Here is an 18,456-nt window from a genome sequence, read left to right on the forward strand (position 1 = left end):
CAAGGAGTTTTAATGTCACTATTAAAAAATTCAAGACTTTTATCGACCATAATTTTATTTATAAGTACCCTCTGTCTGGGGAGCGTTGTTATTTCTATTCTTGGCGTGCGAGGAGGTTGGCTCGGAACTCGAACAGGATTTACAACGATCGCTTATGCCGCACAAACTGGGATTGCAATTTTAATCGCTACTATGGTTATTTTATATTTTTCACGTGGCAATATCAGCTCATTGATTAAAAGCGGTCTAGCTTTAATTTTCGTTCTGATCCCTGTTGTTGGTCATTACACTAACCAGCCTGAGAAACAACTTCCGGGACCTCCTATTAATGATATTTCAACGGACACGACAAATCCTCCATCATTTAATGCCGTAATACCATTGCGACCAGCAAAAAGTACTTCTATTGAATATCCGGGCAGTAAAGCGGCGGCAAGACAAAAGGGGTTATTTCCTGATATTGCACCGATTGAATCTTCGTTATTTCCTAATCAAGCATTTCAGCGTGCATTGGATATTAGTAAGGCAATGAATTGGGATATTGTTTCGCAAGATATGAGAAGTGGAATAATAGAGGCCGTTGCATCAACCGTAGTATTCAATTTTAAAGACGATATTGTTATTCGTATTCAATCAACAAAATTGGGTAGTATTATTGATATCCGTTCTCATTCTCGCATCGGTCGTAGCGATAGAGGCGTTAATGCTGCACGAATTATAGAATTCACAGAACGTTTTAATCAATAGTCATTACTATTAAAAGGGAATAGATATGAAACAAATTAACCTCAGCAAGTTTATCCTCGTGTCTGGTTTAATGCTTTCACCTTCATTACTCATGGCCGCAGCGCCAAACGTACCTACAGAGCCGCCTTACATTGTGTTGAGTGATAATCTAGATGAACCAAACGGCTATGGATTCTGTATTGACACCTATGGCCCTGGTAAATCAGAATTAATGCAAACACACACTTGTAAACCTAAGGCGCCGGAAGGTTCTCCACGTAACTATTCGGGGCATGATGTGAGATTTGAATACAATAGCGAAACCAATAAGATTCAGTCTTATGCGTTTGAGGGGCTGTGTATGCAGGGGCTTTTAGCGAAAGGAAAGAGCGAGTTAGCGCTACTAGCGTGTAGTGATGCGCAGCACCAAGGATTTGTTTATAAAGAAGATCAAACATTTAGACTTAAATCTGATATGGGCTACTGTTTGGCTGTTACCTCGGATACTCAAAAGGCGGGACCGTGGGTGAAACGACCACTTGAATTAATTCAGTGTGATAAAGCAGAGCCTAGTCTAATGAAGTGGATTGTGGTTTCTAAGTAAACTCAGCTTAGGATAAGCAAATCGGCAACACCGGTAGTTTCTGTGGTTTATCTATTAAACCAAATCCGATAATTATCTACTCATTTATATTGGTTAAAATGAACATTAGCAGCGTTATTTATTTTGCTACTATCCATTTTTTCTGCGTATGAATGATCATCCATTAATTGAATCGGTGTTCTTTTGAAATTAACCTTAATGGCAAACTGTATTTTTAAATTAATTGTTTTGTCCTACGGGTCACTCGCTCAAATACCAATACTGCGTTGTAACATTCAATAAGGACCCGTCCTTGACATTATGTTACGCCTTATCTTGGCATCCGAGCGAGTGACTGATAAATGCATTTTGATTGGTAATGGGTATAGATATAAGAACGGACTTTTTTAACGTTCCGTTTTATATCTATTACATTTATTCTGCCGATAATCCTGTCTCTTGAAAAGCAGTCGGATCCTCAGCATCATTATCTGACTGAGTAGATGAAGCTGTAAACACGCCTGCAAGTGCAATCAGATTCGAAACGACTATGGCCAGTATTATCGGCCAGAGTGAATCATGGCTTAACATCGCTGCTAAAGCACTCACGCCTGCAGCAATCGCATATTGCACAGTGCCAAGCAGTGCTGAGGCAACACCAGCATTTTTCTCGAAGAAGTGCATAAAACAGCTACTTGAGTTTGGTAAAATCCCAGCAATTGAAGCGGTACACAATGTGAAACCAAATACCACAACCCAGATATTATCTGCTCCAAAAAGCGTTGAGCCCACCAATATCATTCCACCGATAAACTGCATTCCGAGGAAAATCTTAAGTAGGTTTTCAGACTCATATTTACGCAGCAGCAGGCTATTAGTACAGTTAACAATAACAACTACGACAACATTACCCAGCAACAATCCAGAAAAGAGCACTGTACTTACGTGAAAATGTTCGATATAGGCAAAGGGAGCATTGGTAAGAAATGTCATCAGTACTGCGAAAGCGAACCCCTGAGCCAACAGGTAACCAAGCGCGCGGCGCTCCTTGAAAACAGAGAGATAACCCGTTGATGTCTGACTTTTTGTGATTTTCTTGTTTTTCGTTGCCTTCGGCATAGTAAATACCGTAGCGACTGCCACTATTACAGCAAACAGACTGAGCATTATAAATATCCAGTGCCAGTTTAATGCATTGAGTATTAGCGTACCAACCGATGGTGCAATGGAGGGAGCAAGCATAGAGATTAATGCAACCAATCCAAATAATTTTGCCGACTCTTTGCCAACTGCATTATCACGGATAATCGCGGGTATCCCGACCACTGCAATACCGCCGCCAAGCGACTGTAATACACGCCATATCCACAACATTTCCAGTGACTGAACATCAGCAAGCAGCAAGCTGCCGACGGCAAAAATCATTAAACCAAAAACAGTAACCGGCTTACGACCAAAGCGATCCGATAATGGTCCACCTATCAATTGACCTATAGCCAGACCCAATATGTAGATGCTGACGGTAATAGCAACGAGTGATGTGTCTTTATGTAAATCGCCTGCTATCACAGGAATCGCGGGAAGATAACTATCAATTGCAAAGGGAGTGATAGCCGAAATAGCAGCAAGCAAGACTACTATTGATTTTGTTATATGTTTTTCCATTTAAACCTCTTATTTACCTTTCTGGAAAGATAATATATGGAATTTGTCTTTCTAGCAAGGTATATTTGGTGTTGGAATTGGAGATGAAAATATGTCAAAACAAGAAACAATTAATAATATATTGAAGAAAGTAGCTGAAAATGAAGCCGATTTTTATTTAGATTACACACCTGATATTTTAAGAATACATCGCATTCATGATTATCTACATCAGGAGTTATTTCGGATAATTGAAAAATATAATCTCCAGGAGGCGGACTTCTCTGTATTGGGAACTTTGCGTAGGGAAAAATCTCCATACTGTTTATCGCCTACTGAGTTATCTCATTCTATGTTATTTAGTTCTGGAGGATTAACCAAGGTGCTTATCCGAGTATCGGATGCTGGGTTGATAGAGCGTATTGATAATCCCGAAGATAAACGCAGTAAGTTAGTTAAACTGACGGAAAAAGGTAAGATCTTAATTGATAAGGTGATTCCTGAACTTCATCGTCAGGAAAGAAAAAAAATGGCGGTATTATCAGCAGGAGAACAGCAACAGCTTAGTCTGTTGTTAGAAAAACTGTTAAGTGCATGGGAATAGTTTACTGCAGATTACATTAAAGATAAGAATCAATTTGACCGTTACTTTGTTGCTGATAATGTTGAATATCTTGTTTGTATGTAAAGGCTGGTGGATATTTGTTTTTCAGCGTGCTGTAGCGGATGCTCTCATCCATCATTTCATGTGTATTTCTCTGGTACAATCATCATTCTTGCAGTGTTACTTTGTCTAAATTGGGGGGATAGAGGCCGGTTCAATCTGGTACTAAGGCAGAATCATCATACTCATTTCCCTCTGACGATTTGCGTCTTTCATTGAGCCATTAATGTTTATAAAAGATTACTACTAGGCTTTATTAAATAGTCATATTTACGTTTATATTGACTTCAATAATTGCTTTTTCCGTTCGTTTTTCTGATATCATTACTATGCTGAAATACAGTTAATGTAAAAATATATTGCCTGTATTCCTATGAATTTATTTATTATTTTTGAGATTACTCTTTTATGCAAAACTTCCCTACTAACCGTTTTTCTATAGCGCCGATGCTTGATTGGACAGACTTTTTATATATGTAAGGTTTTATGAGTGTTGAGGCGTACCATAGGCGAACCGCCGTTTTTTGTTTTTAAGTTTAAAGCTCAAAGGCGTACCGAGGCGATCTGGCTACCATCACCAATTCCATAATGTTTGTTAACAGGTATTACTCTAATTTTCATTCGGTAATATCTGTATTTTACTGTAAAAACACTATCTCACTTCGGCCCCCAAGGCCTTAGAAGCTTACAAAATTGTGACCAATATTAAATAACCACAACATCGGCTTGATGGATAGGTAAGTAATTAAAGTGCTTCGGTGTTCTCTGTGGCCTTCTTTTTAAGATTTAATAATGACCTGATTTAAGTATACAGACACAGAAATTAAAACACCCTGATTGCAATAGAGCTACCAAGGTGTTTTTTAAGCCTCGACAGAGGTATTTGTTTCTATCATATCCAAGTCATTTGGCTATATAACGCTATTGCAAAAGGTTTACGTGCTAACTGCTTCTGCGTTATTTGGGGGCAATTGTGATGCTATTTTTTCAGTATCGTCGCGACGTCGACGCTGTGTTATCACAATGAAGCCTAACAGCAATAATGCAGGAATGTAGAACCACTGTTTAGCCGGGCGTACAGCTGGAACACCGACATCGACAATAATCTGGTCAAAATCAAAGCCGACTTTTTCGGCCTCACTGGCAAACCCTACGCTGTCGACCATAATAGAGCCATCATCTTGAGCAAGTAGTTCTAAACCATAGTTCATTAGACGGTCTTCACCTGTCTCTCCATCACCAACAACCATTAGCATGGTTAATGTAACAGCATCACCAACATCATTTTGACCATGAACCAAAATACGCAGTTCCGTACCGGGATCAACTTCAGCCATTGACCGTACTAACTCTGTTCCAGTACGTTCATCATAGGGAGGAACCACATAATCCATCCAGAATCCTGGGCGGAACAGCGTAAATGCAATCACAAGCAGGGCAAAAGACTCCCATCGTTTAGACTTGACGATAAAGTAACCTTGGGTACCTGCCGTGAATATCAACATTGCCATGGTGGCGATGATAAAGACAAGTATTCCCTGCATAAAGGTAACATCCATCAGTAATAGATCGGTGTTAAAGATGAATAGGAAGGGTAGCAGTGCGGTACGCAGTGAATAGAAAAAGGCAACAAAACCTGTCTTGATGGGATCACCGCCTGATACTGCAGCAGCGGCAAAGGATGCTAATCCTACTGGTGGTGTTACATCTGCCATAATACCAAAATAGAAGACAAACATATGCACCGCAATCAGCGGTACAATCAATCCATTCTGCTGGCCTAAGCTAACGATAACCGGTGCAAGTAGAGATGATACAACGATATAGTTTGCCGTTGTCGGTAGACCCATACCTAGAATTAGACTGAGAATACCCGTCCAAAGTAGCATCAGCATGATATGCCCCATCGACAGGAATTCGACCAGTGCAGCCAGTTTCAGCCCAACGCCTGTTTGTGACACAGCCCCGACGATGATGCCGGCCGCCGCTGTTGCAATAGCTATACCGATCATATTTCTGGCTCCTGCGATTAAGCCATCAATCAACTCAGCAAAACCTTGCTTAAATGCGCCAGAAGTTTCATTTTTGCGGAAAAAAGCAAACAGGTAACGTTGAGTTAAAAGAATGAAAATCATTAGCGTTGTGGCATAAAATGCAGAAAGGCCAGGTGATTTTCGCTCGATCATTAAGCACCAGATCAAGACTACAACTGGTAATAGGAAATGCAGACCGGATTTTACCGTTGGTCCGACTTCCGGGAGGCTGAGAACAGGAGAGTTCGGATCATCTATCACTAGATCGGGGTAAGCTGAACTTATTTTTACGAGTAGTACATAAGCAACAGCAACCAGTACTGTAATTGCCCAGAACATCATATCTGGATCGATATTTTCTTTTAATATACTGATCAGGAAGAACAAGCCAAAGGCACCGATGATGGTATTACCCAATACAACTGCACCTGTTGAGATTATTTTCGCTAAGCGTTGTTCACTGACTTTGGCTTTAACGAGTTTTAATACACCATATTGTGCGGCAATGACCGCGAGCACCCCAGAGAGTCGGGCAGCAGACGTTGCTAGCAGATGATAAAGGTCAGATAGATAGAAGGCTCCACCTGCCAATGCAAGAATAGGCAGCAATGTCATTGCCCATGAAATCAACACATCCTTAGCAGTTTTGCCGTTATCTTCACGGATTAAGCCTTTCATGTTGAGTTTAATGGCTTCTAGATGAACAATGTAAACTAACGCAATATAAGAAATTATTGCAGGTAAGAAGGCATGTTTTACCACGTCAAAATAAGGAATATTGACATATTCAACCATCAGAAAGGCTGCCGCGCCCATTACAGGTGGCATGATCTGACCATTTACCGATGAAGCCACCTCAACCGCACCCGCTTTCTCTGCAGAAAAGCCAACGCGTTTCATCATCGGGATAGTAAAGGTACCCGTTGTAACAACGTTAGCGATTGAAGATCCTGAAATTAATCCGGTCATACCCGATGCAACAACAGCTGCTTTTGCAGGACCGCCACGAAGGTGACCCATCAATGAGAAAGCAACCTTGATAAAGTAGTTACCCGCGCCAGCGCGATCGAGCAGTGCACCAAATAGTACAAACAGAAATACAAGATCGGTTGATACTCCCAGAGCGATACCGAAAACACCTTCAGAGAATAACCACTGATGATCCATTACACCGCCGAAGGACGATCCTTTCCAGGCAATAATCTCAGGTGCATGAGGCCCTAAAAATGTGTAGCCAAGAAAAATAATTGCAACTGCCATCAGTGGTGGACCTAATGCACGCCTTGTTGCCTCTAACAGCATCAACATACCTGCAATTGAAAATGCAATATCGATACTGTGTGGCGCACTCGGGCGATCGCTCAGGCGCATACCAAAGATGCTGTCAATCAGTGAAGAGTCCGCGATAAAGGGATAAAGAGCGCAAATAGAGCCGGCGATTGCCAAGCTCCAATCAATGGTTGGAATGCTCTGGCGTGGTGATTTACTGAAAGCCGGATAAGCAAGGAATGCCAAGAAGATGGCAAAGCCTAAATGAATTGAGCGTGCTTCACCGCTGGCAAAAACACCCCAACCAAACGTAAATGGGAGTGGCGAAGCTATCCATATTTGAAATAGTGCCCAAGCGAGGGCGACGCCAGCCATCAGTTTTATAACGGCCTTATTATCTGGATTACGGCCTCCCGTATCATTGGAGGCGACAAGATCTTGGAGATCCTCATCGTTTAGTTGTGTATTATTACTCGTGTCTACACTCATCCTAAAATTTCCTATTTATACACGTTGTTATACCAAAGGAATTAATGAAGTGATCAGGGATTGCGCAGGAAAAATTGTTACTAACAAGACGTGAGTTGCAGGAGATAGTTGTTCTCACTTCAAAACTCACAACACAGTTAGGGATAATTTTAACCAGCAAGGGTGATCACCTTTTTAGATCCTTTGGTATTATTACCTTTGAGAGGACGATGATAAATCATACGTATCTCAGCTTATCGGTATTTATACCTAAGCCACTTCTACACCTTTGAAGAAGCTTGGGTATATCCGCTTTAAAACTAAAAAAGCAGAAGTAACGAGTACTTCTGCTTTGCGGTTAATTAATTGATTACATCCAGCCACGTTCTTTGTAGTAACGGATTGCGCCTTCATGTAGTGGAGCTGATAAGTTTTTGGTGATCATATCGCTCTCTTTTAGATGAGCAAAAGCAGGGTGCATCTTTTTGAAACGCTTGAAGTTGCCAAATACAGCTTTGACCATTTGGTAAACGGTTTCTGCATCTGTTGCTGTTGAACTAACGAACGTTGCAGCCACCCCAAATGTTGTGGTATCCGTATCCGTACCTCTGTACATACCGCCTGGGATAGTGGTCATTGCATAATAAGGGTTATCAGCTGATAGTTCTTGTATCTGAGCATTATCTACCGGTACGATAATCGCATCACAAGTGGTCGTTGCTTCTTGAGTAAAGCCATTCGGGTGACCTGATGTAAAGATAATGGCATCTACCTTACCATCACACAAAGCCGCAGCTTGTTCTGATGATTTAAGCTCAGAAGCAACCGCAAAGTTGTCCATTGTCCAGCCCATTTTATCCATAACGACTTCCATGGTGGCGCGAGAGCCTGAGCCCGGGTTGCCGACATTTACTTTTTTACCTTTTAGGTCATTAAATGTTTTGATGCCGGAGTCAGAGCGAGCAACCACAGTGAACGGTTCTGCATGAACTGAAAATACAGCACGTAACTCTTTAAATGCACCCTCAGGGAATTGCTCAGGAGCGGTGCCGTTATAAGCATGATATTGCCAGTCAGACTGGGCGACACCCATATCTCTATCGCCAGAGCGCAGGCCGTTAATATTAATAACCGAACCACCTGTTGTGTGTGTACAGTTGATATGGTGTTTTTCAGTTCCTTTATTTACCAGGCGACAAATTGCACCACCTACTTGATAATAAACACCAGTTTGACCTCCCGTACCAATTACAACGTGTTTAGTTTCAGCCATAGCAGATGTTGCCAAAAGGGCTGCACCTGCGATTGTCGTGATTGCCAGTTTTTTAATAAGCATATATAAATTCCTTTGTTTAATTTGTTTTCAATATTTTCCCGCTTCATCCCTGTTTATCTATCTGCAGTAAGCTACCCAGCAAAGCGACATTAGTCTTTAATATCGGATAGACTTGTAAACACCATCCGTCATAATTGAAGGTGAGGCCATAAAATAGTTAAGCATAAACAGGAACTGAGATAATTTTGTTGGATATAAAACGGTAAATTAGCAATTATTTTGCCCTTAATTTAAATTGCATTGATGCGTTGGTGTCGATAAACAACCCATGACCATCAGCAACAAGATGCACTAAATATGATGGTACAAGCCCAACTCAATTTTCTTTATTTTTGTTCTATTTTGGTACGTCTATTTTCATTTTCTACTCCTTGAAATGTTAATGTTAATGGTTATATTAAATATGCGATTTATTACAAAGTTCTTTGGTTGTCTGCAAAAATTCTTCTATGTCTTCCAAACTATGACAATGAATTGGAGAGACGCGGATAGCGCCCTTTAAGCCAAATGATTCAAGCATTCTTGATGAGTAGGGGCTTGATAGAAGACGCTCAAAGGTGATAATGCCCGCATCTTCATACATCTCTACCGCCTTTTTATACTCTAGATTGTCAAAGCCAATTGCCATGATGAAATCTTTCGTAGTCAAGTCTTTGTCGTCCAGGTAGGCATGAACGCCCTCTATATGCCTGAGACCTTGTACATTTTCCGTTCCCTCTAACATCGCGTTCATAAGGGCTCTTTCATGGAGCTTGATTCTATTCATCCCCTCGACAAAAAGCGCTCTTCTGTCGTCTGACGAACTATACTGCTCACCTATCCAGCAAACATAATTAATGATTTCAGTAAGGGCTGCAAAATGGCCGGGAGCTGGGCTCCCGAGTTGCCAGCAATCATGAGGTTTCGCAATTAATTTATTGTGGGGAATTTTGGCCAGCCTTTGTGAAACATAACCCACACCAAAACCACGTGGTCCAAAAAATTTATACGGAGCAAAATTCAGCCCGTCAACGGGGACTTTAGTGACGTCAATAATCCCATGAGGGGCATGTTGAACTGCATCTGCGACTATATATAGATCCGGCTTGATCTTTCTCGCCTGTTCAACAATTTTTTGTTCATCCAGCAGAGCACCTGAAACATTTGAAGCATACATAAATGTCAGTAAGCAGGTATCTTGATCAATTAGTTTTGTTACTTCCTCAACATCCACACCACCCGTCAATGGATTTGTTTTGGCTATCCGAAGCTCTTTACCGGTTTTTTCAGCATAAAATACCATTGCGTCATAAGCAGATGGATGCTCCAGCATGGTGGTAACCACGTTGCCACCGGGGATGTTCTCCATTACGATTCTAACCATATCAAACATAACCATTGATGCAGTAAAGGATGTAACGATACTTCCAGAGTCAATATTGAGCATTGTTTCGATTGATTTATACCCTTCCTTCTGCATATCCATAAGCCATTTAGCGGTCTCATTGCCATGCTCTGGGCAATCGGGTAATTCATCTAATTTTTTGAATATATTACTTGCAGCCTTAAGCCTGAAAGCGCCACCTGAATTATCGAAAAATATTCTTTTTTTATTTTTTATTGGATCGATATCCACATGATAAAATTTATCTTTGATCTCTTTTACCAGTGAGTCGCTAAAAAGCTCACCTTGTTCTACGTTGGAATTCATCAATATTTACCTTTTAACTTATTGAATCTAATGCCTTTAAAAATAAGTATGTTTTACTATTAATGTAAGCTTGGATTTTCATCCGTTCTACAAATCGCCCTCAAACATTTCAATGGGATAGATGCTCGACTCCGATGTGGCTGCAAAATCTTAAAGTTGCCGGTTACGTGCAAATTTTGTTCGGATCTAAATCTAGCAGCTTTGTGATTATTAAAATAATGAATTAAATTGCGCTTATATATTAAATGTTTTAATGTTTATTTATTTTAGGTGGAACTATGAATATTGAGCAGGTTGAAACTTTCCTGATGATCACCGAGACAAAAAATCTTTCTCTTGCGGCTAAGAATCTTTTTGTTTCACAGTCAGCTGTCAGCCATCGAATCCGCTCTTTGGAGGAAAAGTTAGGATGTGAGCTATTGATTCGAGCACGAGGAGAAAAGGTTGTCAGCCTCACGCTAAAAGGTGAGGAGTTTATTGAGATAGCAACTCGTTGGAAAAATCTATGGAATGAAACGAAGCTTTGGACTCTTCAGGAATCTAAAATGAATTTAAAGCTGGCAAGTATTGATAGTTTAAATACTTGTGTTTTTTCAAGTCTTTATAAGGATCTGATAAATAGTAACAATGCAATTACTCTTAATGTCAGCTCTCACTGGAGCAAAACAATCTATGATTTAATTGAAAGTCATGATATTGATATAGGGCTCACCCTTAATTCACTAAAATATCCAAATGCCATTGCCAAACCTTTGTTTAAGTCCAGAGGTGTAGTTATCTCATCAAAATCATCCAAATACCCCGAAACAGTACACCCCCATGATTTAAAAGCAGCAGATGAAATACTCTTTTCCTATATCCCGGAGTATGAGATCTGGCATCATTTCTGGTGGGAAAATGATCAAAGTGAACATTCGAGTGTTGATACGGTTTCGTTATTATTCACCATGTTTGATCTGGAAGAAAAATGGGCGGTAGTGCCTGTTTGGATAGCCCGAGTATTCGAAAAAATTCACCCGGTTAAAATATCAGAGCTTGCTGTAGAGCCTCCGAAGTATTCCTGCTATCAAGTCTCTAATAGAAACCCTAAACCGAGTAAGATAAAAGCAATTAAAAAGTTTTCTGCAGCCCTTGACGCCTATATGAAAACAGACGTATTTCTCAATAGCATTAAATAACCGCTTTATAAAGATACTATCTCGCTTTTGTCCTCTATAGTGAACTAGAAAAATAGAAATAATAATCTCAATTAATATTAATTTGACAGGCGGCTTCAAGCTCATAGCTGCCATTGGAAATACTTTTAATAAGCCTTAACTGTAGGTTTTAAAAATTTACTTCCAGACACAAAAAAGCGACCATTTAGCTCGCCTTAATTAATGTTAGTGCAAGTCTTGGTGCGCAAAATGACGCTTATGTTAAAGAATCCATTATTCACTCAAAAGTTGCTTTGATAATCGGCCCATGAAAAGTTTAAAAAAGCTCCGCTTATGATTCCCTTTCTCTAATAAATACCTTTTCAATTGCTGCTATGGAACAACTTTACATGCTGTATCCTATAGGCTACAATTTAAGTTATGAAATATTCAATTGAAAAAACATCACTTTTTGACAAATGGTTATCCAAAATAAAAGATAGGTCAGCAAAGAAAGCTATATTAATGCGAATTATGAGGGCAGAAAATGGCAACTTTGGAGATATCAAAAGTGTCGGAACGCCTGTGCAAGAAATGCGGATATTTGTTAGCAAAGGTTATCGAATCTATTTCACTGTACGTAACAATAAAATCATTATTTTATTAAACGGGGGCCATAAAGGCACCCAACAACAAGATATTGAAAAAGCGCATAAATTATTAATAGAAATGGAAGGTTAATATGACAAATCAAACAACCCCATTTAATCCTTTTGATTACATGGATACTCAAGATGAAATCAATGATTTTTTACGTGAATGCTTAGAAGATGACGATCCAAATGTTTTTGTTTCAGCATTGGGGCATTTAGTTAAAAGTCATGGTGTTACTGATGTGGCTGAAGTGACAGGGTTAAGTCGCGAAAGTTTATATAAAACTTTCAACGGAAAGACTCAGCCTAAATGGAGCACAATATTTAAAGTAAGCAATGCGATAGGGCTTCATTTAGCAGTGGCTTAATTCCTACCACTTAAAAGTTACAGTGTAATTTTTAAGTCTTTATGTAAAAAAGGCTACCGATTAGGTAGTCTTTTGAGAATGTCGCATAACGGGTGTTATGGTAAATGCAGAGCAATAACGGACCGTTAGGTGTTTAAACAACTTGCTCACACTACTTATCCTTATTAGTTATACGCTTTTCTTTAACAACTCTTACAACACTAAAAGGAAAAGGTACTAATGCGCTCATTGTTGGAATAGTATTGAGTTGGCTTTCATGTAATTTATCTTTTGTTTTTACTTCTACGAATTGAACATCTGTTCCTTTAACAATAGTCAAATCCGGCCAGCCATTTCGATATGAATAAGGCTCTTCAGAAAATTTTTCAGCAATTTTCACAAAAAAATCCATATGTATAGCATCATACAATGCCTCGGCTACATTTATAGACAGTGTTGGATACTCACTTTTTATAAATGGGTGCGCAGAGATTTCCCTAAAATTATTTAGGAAATCTTTTTTACTAGTTTTTCGTATGGATGCTATCAATTCACATTTTTTGTCTTCCAAAATAGTAAATTGAGCTTCAAGATATCTAGCACAAGCATCTGAACGATCATTAAATGTGTTGTATTGAGTTAGTTTAGTCAGCATTAACGCTTTAAGGACATTTAAAATCATTGCACCTTCAATACAAGTACCTATATACCCTTGATCTTCAAAATATTTCAATACCGCAGGTTCTGGTTTTCCAGAATAGTTAAGGCTAATATCTTTTAGTTCAATTGATAGTTCTTCACACTGCATTTCAAGCTTCATTTTTATTCCCTTGGTTAAGTAGCTTGTGATATAACAAGTAAGCCGATTAGTTTAGATACAACTAAAAATAAAAACCCCAAAAACAAACTATAATTTCTTATCGTGAACTGCCACATACAGCGATTAGATATTAATCTAAGACCTTTATCTGATTTAGATATAAATACTTCTAAAATTTCTTTTTTTTCAGTTAATTCCGATTTATTCATTTCTCTACCGGTATCTTCATTTACAACCTTACCGAGAAATGTACTAGCTTTATTTAATGTACCCAATATATTTTTTGCATTCAGTTGTTCTATCTTAGTTGCCTGTAGCGACAAGTCATTTTCTAATCGAAACAACCCACTGGATATTGAAATGAATAAAGAAATTAATGCCAATAACTCAAAGCTATTTTGTGATATCGAAAATGGTTCAGGAGAATAATTCCCCCCCACATATGCAAATAAAGCAGCAGCTAGTCCGATAAGAAAGTAATCATACTTTTGTTGCGCTTGTTTCCAATTTTTCCATACTTCTAAACTTTGATCAGACATAAATACCTCAACGTTTTTCTAATACTTGTGAAGTTGATAAAATGCACTAATCTTTGTTTATTAACTAGGAATTTTACTTGTTAATTTTATCTAACCTGCTTTTAAACCAATCATAATGTTTCGAATTACGTTTTGGTACATTATCAAGCGCGGCTTGAATGACACGAACTTCATCTTGCTCTCTCTTACCTTTCCTATACAAAATAGCAAGACGACGATAAGTAAATGGAGTATCTACTTTTCTAGCGACTAATTTCTCATATTCAATTATTGCTTCTCTAATTTTGCCATCTTTTTCTAATGTCTCTCCTCTTACATTTCCATTAGCAGCTTCCTCGTATCCTGCCATTGTAAATTCAAGCTCTAATTTAGTTATGCTAAATTCAACTTCATTTAAAGATGTTAAAGTTAAAAAAGGATTTTGTGCTGATAACTCTTTTATTTCAGTTAATTTATTTTTAGCAACATTAAGCCGAGATATTTTCGTTTCGGGATTATTCGACTCATTAGCTAAAGTTAAAGATTGATTAATAATTTCAACTAATCTTTGTGCACTAGATGTAACTATATCAATCTCATTCTGAGAATAACTATTTGAAGATTTTCTTTTGAAAAAATTACTAAAAATTCCCATATAATTTCCCTTTATGATTAATGCCTAACATTTTAGGTATTTTCATTTTAACCTCGAAGATAAGAAAGAAAACATATCAGCTTATTAGACATAATAATGCCGCCTTTCCTCGATAAATACGGATATCACCAATTATTTATTACATTTATAAATACCAATATTTGTCGTGGTTATCTTCATACCAGATGCCACATCATTTCCTGAAGTCATGATTTGATAAGAATCTCCACCTGCTTTTACCGTGGTGGTGGTTCTGGTGTCATCTTAGGTGTTGCACAAGAACATAACGATTAAAATCAATTAAATATTATATTTAAACAACATATATACAACAAACTAGCAGAGCATTATAAGACCTGTTCGTACAAGTAAAGTGCACAAAATGACTATTATGGTAAAGAGCCATTTTTTATCGTACAAATAACAGTTTCATTATCAAATAAGTGCAAAGCACTCAAAGTAGAGAATTAATTAATTGATATCTGCCTTAAAACCACAATATAAAAGTAATCACAATATTGTTAATATTTAGTGGTAATTATACTATTCTCATTTTAGTTAATTTCCAACGCCAAACGGCTAAAAGTTCCTATTTTCTATATTATTTTTTGTGGTGTTAACTGGAGTGGGGGGTAAGTTGCAAAGGGACCAAAATCGTCTTGAGTTAATAACGTATGATTCGCAAAATCTCAATGACCGCTTTGACCCTATTGCGGACATTAATAAGTTACTTTGCTATCTCGCTATGGGGCACATCGCGAGTTAGGGAAATCATTAATTCCCCTGAGTGTAGTAGCTGAAATTCAATTTGAGTTTACAGGTTTTAGTAAAAATATGACTGTCTCAAAAGCCACCAAAGCGGTCATTGTTCTTTTAATCATAGCAGCTTACAAAGCTCTATTATTAATATCCAGTAAAAAAGAAAATAAACTTATTTAGCCATTTAATCTTGGAAAACAACCTAAATTACAGTAACATATTTATCATAAAAAAATATATTGTGAGTGTTGATTTTATAAGGAAATTTAAGAATGATAAGAAAAAGATTAGAGATGCCATTAACACTTTATATGCAAGCGCAGAAATTGATAAAACTTTTACAGGAGAAATTAATTTAAAAGTAGTTAAATTATTTAATGAATTATTGACTGAAATAAGTTCTTGTTCTACTCGTTTTAAGTGGGTTCCAAATACATCTGGAGGTCCTATTTCAATCGCTTGGATGGCAACTAGTTTAAGTGTAGGTGTATTGAAAAATCTTAGCAAAAAAGAATCTTTTACATGTATTAAATCTCGGGTATGGCAATATACAAGATTATTAGAAATCGCTGGATTGGGACTTTAATAATGAGGATATTAATAATTTTTTTATTCTCTATCTGTTCATGTGCATCAGCGAGTAATTTTATAGCTTGGCCTGATTATAGTTGTTCTACAAAAGATTTAAATTTAGTTTTAAGTGATTTGAATTTTTGTACCAACCCTCAAACTGTTAAAACAATACATTTCTTGGGAGGGGAGATACCTACTTTAGTATTAACGGATCGTAATGAAAATATCCTTTCTCTAGGAAAAATAAATGCAGCTAAGTCGATAGGGAATCTTCATCTAAAATATAAAACAAATGTTTTAGATTTTTTTAAACTTTTACATAAAAAAGATACTTCAATTAAAGAGCTAGATTCAATTTTAAGGGCATTTTATATTGATGCTAATAACCAAATATATGGATTTGAAGGTTCTGGAATATACGCTTTCGCCATTGTTGGTGAGAATAAAAATACTGACACCGTATATATTATTGTTCCTGAAGCTGATTATGTTTACCAGTTTATTGGTGAGTTTAGTTTAGAACAAGTAAAAGAATTTTTAGCTAGTGTGAAATTCGATTCTTAGTTCTCTGTTTGCATAATAAAATATTTATTTTATTATGGTTTTGTTAGTTATTAAAATTAATAAAAATAAATAGTTTGAACTGTCTAAATAGAGGCTTATACCAATTCCGTTAAATATGTGATCTAATTACAGCACTATCAAAGGAGTTTATATGGATCACGATTTTTCTGGGCTAATTAATGCTACATCTAACGCTAGGCAGCGATTAAAACTACTTGCTGTTTCTCACTTTATTGACGGTAAAAGCCGAACCGAAATTGCATCTTTTTTGAAAGTTAGTCGGAGAAGTGTCAATATTTGGATAAAATCTTATCTTGATTTGGGATTGGATGGATTAAAAGTAAAGTCCCGCAGTGGCAGGCCTTCAAAATTAACACCTGAGCAATTAGCACAAATAAAAGAATATGTTGTAGATAATGCCATCAAGCCAGAAGGCGGCCGCCTGCAAGGTAAAGACGTACAGAAATATATAAAAACCTCCTTTGGTATTAGCTATCAAAAAACGAATGTTTACCAGATCCTACATAAGCTAAAACTTAGCTGGATAACCACACGTTCAAAGCACCCCAAACAATCAATTGAAGCCCAAAAATCTTTTAAAAAAATTCAAAATAGAAACGATCCTTAGGATCCCCGGTCATATTCATTTAAATAATGTCCTTATTTGGTTTCAAGATGAAGCACGATTTGGCCAACGAAATACGACGACTAGAATATGGGCAGAAAAAGGAACAAGACCTAGAGCAGTTCAACAACAGCAATTTGAATATGCTTATTTATTTGGTGCCGTATGTGTGAACACAGGGCAAACGGAAGCGCTTGTATTGCCCTTTAGTAATAGTGAAGGGATGAGAGAGCATCTAGCCCTCATATCAAAAGCAACGCCTCAAGGTAAATACTCAGTCGTTATTATGGATCAAGCAAGTTGGCATCAAGCCTATTTAGCTGAGGAGTTTGATAACCTAACAATTATACATATTCCACCTTATTCTCCAGAACTAAATCCAATAGAACAAGTATGGCGTTGGTTACGACAAAATGAGTTAGCCAATCGATGCTTTGATAATTATAACGATATTGTTGAGCAGTGTTGTAGGGCTTGGAATTGCTTCTGCGAAGATACAAGTGAAGTCATATCACTGTGTTACAGAGACTGGGTTAATCTGGAAACTTAATTAACGGAACTGGTATAAAATGCTGAATTCAAGAATATCAACAAAGGGGATACGGATTTTTCCGTTAGATCCGAAGTTTTGACGTTTTAATAATCCTTCTTTTAAGCGATCAATCTCGTTTTCGGTGGGGCGCCTGGTGCGTTTATCGCTCTTACCGACTAGTTTCATATCAAGAAGTACAGGAACAGCTTCTTCAAATATTTCAACGTTGGCTTTTATGTTAAAAACAGGAAGAGCTTTTTTCATTACAGAGCGTAAATAAGCAATATCATGATAAATGGTTTGTGGTTTTGTACCTCCTTCTTTGCGATTTTTACAATGTTCAATAAGATCACTGCTTTTTAATTGTTCACTTTGAACTTTGGATATATCACAGTCACGAAGCATTTTTATTACGTATTGTTTGGTACGCCCGGTGTTGTCCCATAGGTTGCGATCATTTATAAATAAATCAAGCAGCTCTCCAATAGAGCATGTTTTCTGTTTGCTAATACCAAACTCTTCAAGGTCTTGAGTTTTATTTTTCCCCCAAGTCCTTGCTAACTCTTTCTTTTTGAAAGTACGGGCTTCTCAGTGTACTATGACCCCGTTCTTTTTAACAACCACGCTTACTTTAAAACGTGCTTCGCCATTTGCTAATGTGCGTGTTTGTATTGAAAATGATGCCATTTGTCCTACTCCATTGAGGCGTACCATAGAACGAAATTAGCCATAATTCAAGGCAATTCAATGTGATATTAGTTAATATAAAAGTGAGTTAAAACAATGATAAGCCCAGTAATAACAGGCGTTTACCCCACAAATCGCTTTTCCATTGCCCCAATGCTTGATTGGACTGACTTT

The 18,456-nt window shown here is 37.7% G+C and carries 17 protein-coding genes; 9 read left to right on the forward strand and 8 right to left on the reverse strand.

Going from position 1 to position 18,456, the window contains the following annotated elements:
• Nucleotides 1–12 precede the first annotated feature (12 nt).
• Together ACR30L_RS01960 and ACR30L_RS01965 are read left to right on the forward strand one after the other, a co-directional pair.
• Entirely contained in the window at nt 13–747 is a 735-nt protein-coding gene (locus tag ACR30L_RS01960) for a DUF1499 domain-containing protein (protein ID WP_435236372.1), read from the forward strand.
• Nucleotides 748–772: 25 nt separating this feature from the next.
• Entirely contained in the window at nt 773–1,330 is a 558-nt protein-coding gene (locus tag ACR30L_RS01965) for a hypothetical protein (protein WP_435236373.1), read from the forward strand.
• Between the two features lie 414 nt (nt 1,331–1,744).
• Here ACR30L_RS01965 and ACR30L_RS01970 read toward each other — a convergent pair whose 3' ends face one another.
• Entirely contained in the window at nt 1,745–2,974 is a 1,230-nt protein-coding gene (locus tag ACR30L_RS01970) for a multidrug effflux MFS transporter (RefSeq protein ID WP_435236374.1), read from the reverse strand.
• A 91-nt stretch (nt 2,975–3,065) separates the two neighbouring features.
• On the opposite strand from ACR30L_RS01970, the gene ACR30L_RS01975 reads away from it, so the two are divergent.
• A complete protein-coding gene (locus ACR30L_RS01975; RefSeq protein WP_435236375.1) occupies nt 3,066–3,557 on the forward strand; it encodes a MarR family winged helix-turn-helix transcriptional regulator in 492 nt (163 codons plus the stop codon).
• A gap of 995 nt (nt 3,558–4,552) precedes the next feature.
• On the opposite strand, the gene ACR30L_RS01980 is transcribed toward ACR30L_RS01975, so the two are convergent.
• From ACR30L_RS01980 to ACR30L_RS01990, 3 genes are all read right to left on the reverse strand, one after another.
• Nucleotides 4,553–7,408: a TRAP transporter permease gene (locus tag ACR30L_RS01980; RefSeq protein ID WP_435236376.1), complete on the reverse strand. Its 2,856-nt coding sequence runs from the start codon at nt 7,406–7,408 to the stop codon at nt 4,553–4,555.
• A 349-nt stretch (nt 7,409–7,757) separates the two neighbouring features.
• On the reverse strand, nt 7,758–8,723 hold the full coding sequence (locus ACR30L_RS01985; RefSeq protein WP_435236377.1) for a TAXI family TRAP transporter solute-binding subunit: 966 nt from the start codon (nt 8,721–8,723) through the stop codon (nt 7,758–7,760).
• A gap of 397 nt (nt 8,724–9,120) precedes the next feature.
• Entirely contained in the window at nt 9,121–10,413 is a 1,293-nt protein-coding gene (locus tag ACR30L_RS01990; protein ID WP_435236378.1) for an aminotransferase class V-fold PLP-dependent enzyme, read from the reverse strand.
• Nucleotides 10,414–10,691: 278 nt separating this feature from the next.
• Here ACR30L_RS01990 and ACR30L_RS01995 point away from each other — a divergent pair, with 278 nt between their 5' ends.
• The 3 genes from ACR30L_RS01995 (at nt 10,692) to ACR30L_RS02005 (ending at nt 12,570) form a co-directional block, all read left to right on the forward strand.
• Complete coding sequence (locus tag ACR30L_RS01995; protein ID WP_435236379.1) at nt 10,692–11,591, forward strand: LysR family transcriptional regulator; 900 nt, start codon at nt 10,692–10,694, stop codon at nt 11,589–11,591.
• 399 nt (nt 11,592–11,990) lie between these two features.
• Entirely contained in the window at nt 11,991–12,290 is a 300-nt protein-coding gene (locus ACR30L_RS02000) for a type II toxin-antitoxin system RelE/ParE family toxin (protein ID WP_435236380.1), read from the forward strand.
• A gap of 1 nt (nt 12,291) precedes the next feature.
• Nucleotides 12,292–12,570, forward strand: a complete 279-nt coding sequence (locus ACR30L_RS02005; protein WP_435236381.1) for an addiction module antidote protein — start codon at nt 12,292–12,294, stop codon at nt 12,568–12,570.
• A gap of 151 nt (nt 12,571–12,721) precedes the next feature.
• On the opposite strand, the gene ACR30L_RS02010 is transcribed toward ACR30L_RS02005, so the two are convergent.
• The 3 genes from ACR30L_RS02010 to ACR30L_RS02020 form a co-directional block, all read right to left on the reverse strand.
• A complete protein-coding gene (locus ACR30L_RS02010) occupies nt 12,722–13,369 on the reverse strand; it encodes a VRR-NUC domain-containing protein (RefSeq protein ID WP_435236382.1) in 648 nt (215 codons plus the stop codon).
• A gap of 14 nt (nt 13,370–13,383) precedes the next feature.
• Nucleotides 13,384–13,908, reverse strand: a complete 525-nt coding sequence (locus tag ACR30L_RS02015; RefSeq protein ID WP_435236383.1) for a hypothetical protein — start codon at nt 13,906–13,908, stop codon at nt 13,384–13,386.
• Nucleotides 13,909–13,981: 73 nt separating this feature from the next.
• Nucleotides 13,982–14,542, reverse strand: coding sequence for a tetratricopeptide repeat protein (locus tag ACR30L_RS02020; protein ID WP_435236384.1), 561 nt, complete (start codon nt 14,540–14,542; stop codon nt 13,982–13,984).
• A gap of 1,000 nt (nt 14,543–15,542) precedes the next feature.
• Here ACR30L_RS02020 and ACR30L_RS02025 point away from each other — a divergent pair.
• From ACR30L_RS02025 to ACR30L_RS02035, 3 genes are all read left to right on the forward strand, one after another.
• The gene (locus tag ACR30L_RS02025; protein WP_435236385.1) at nt 15,543–15,887 is read left to right on the forward strand and encodes a hypothetical protein; all 345 of its coding nucleotides are present in this window, start codon (nt 15,543–15,545) and stop codon (nt 15,885–15,887) included.
• 2 nt (nt 15,888–15,889) lie between these two features.
• Complete coding sequence (locus tag ACR30L_RS02030) at nt 15,890–16,438, forward strand: hypothetical protein (RefSeq protein ID WP_435236386.1); 549 nt, start codon at nt 15,890–15,892, stop codon at nt 16,436–16,438.
• 151 nt (nt 16,439–16,589) lie between these two features.
• Nucleotides 16,590–17,613 (forward strand): IS630 family transposase gene (locus ACR30L_RS02035; protein ID WP_435236387.1). Its coding sequence is split into 2 segments (ribosomal slippage): nt 16,590–17,044 and nt 17,043–17,613, totalling 1,026 coding nucleotides; the frame shifts between segments, so codons are not numbered across the junction.
• Here the strand turns inward: ACR30L_RS02035 and ACR30L_RS02040 are convergent.
• Nucleotides 17,614–18,000: a hypothetical protein gene (locus ACR30L_RS02040; RefSeq protein WP_435236388.1), complete on the reverse strand. Its 387-nt coding sequence runs from the start codon at nt 17,998–18,000 to the stop codon at nt 17,614–17,616.
• Between the last annotated feature and the right edge of the window lie 456 nt (nt 18,001–18,456).

The sequence above is a fragment of the Psychromonas saccharinae genome (assembly GCF_051201515.1).
GTDB lineage: Bacteria > Pseudomonadota > Gammaproteobacteria > Enterobacterales > Psychromonadaceae > Psychromonas.

Bases quoted from the DNA above. Each gene is read 5' to 3' on its own strand.
- ACR30L_RS01990 (WP_435236378.1), bottom strand. From the start codon at position 10,413: ATGAATTCCAACGTAGAACAAGGTGAGCTTTTTAGCGACTCACTGGTA.
- ACR30L_RS02015 (WP_435236383.1), bottom strand. From the start codon at position 13,908: ATGTCTGATCAAAGTTTAGAAGTATGGAAAAATTGGAAACAAGCGCAA.
- ACR30L_RS01985 (WP_435236377.1), bottom strand. From the start codon at position 8,723: ATGCTTATTAAAAAACTGGCAATCACGACAATCGCAGGTGCAGCCCTT.
- ACR30L_RS01960 (WP_435236372.1), top strand. From the start codon at position 13: ATGTCACTATTAAAAAATTCAAGACTTTTATCGACCATAATTTTATTT.
- ACR30L_RS01980 (WP_435236376.1), bottom strand. From the start codon at position 7,408: ATGAGTGTAGACACGAGTAATAATACACAACTAAACGATGAGGATCTC.
- ACR30L_RS02005 (WP_435236381.1), top strand. From the start codon at position 12,292: ATGACAAATCAAACAACCCCATTTAATCCTTTTGATTACATGGATACT.
- ACR30L_RS01965 (WP_435236373.1), top strand. From the start codon at position 773: ATGAAACAAATTAACCTCAGCAAGTTTATCCTCGTGTCTGGTTTAATG.
- ACR30L_RS02000 (WP_435236380.1), top strand. From the start codon at position 11,991: ATGAAATATTCAATTGAAAAAACATCACTTTTTGACAAATGGTTATCC.
- ACR30L_RS01995 (WP_435236379.1), top strand. From the start codon at position 10,692: ATGAATATTGAGCAGGTTGAAACTTTCCTGATGATCACCGAGACAAAA.
- ACR30L_RS02040 (WP_435236388.1), bottom strand. From the start codon at position 18,000: ATGCTTCGTGACTGTGATATATCCAAAGTTCAAAGTGAACAATTAAAA.
- ACR30L_RS02020 (WP_435236384.1), bottom strand. From the start codon at position 14,542: ATGGGAATTTTTAGTAATTTTTTCAAAAGAAAATCTTCAAATAGTTAT.
- ACR30L_RS02010 (WP_435236382.1), bottom strand. From the start codon at position 13,369: ATGAAGCTTGAAATGCAGTGTGAAGAACTATCAATTGAACTAAAAGAT.
- ACR30L_RS01970 (WP_435236374.1), bottom strand. From the start codon at position 2,974: ATGGAAAAACATATAACAAAATCAATAGTAGTCTTGCTTGCTGCTATT.
- ACR30L_RS01975 (WP_435236375.1), top strand. From the start codon at position 3,066: ATGTCAAAACAAGAAACAATTAATAATATATTGAAGAAAGTAGCTGAA.
- ACR30L_RS02030 (WP_435236386.1), top strand. From the start codon at position 15,890: ATGAGGATATTAATAATTTTTTTATTCTCTATCTGTTCATGTGCATCA.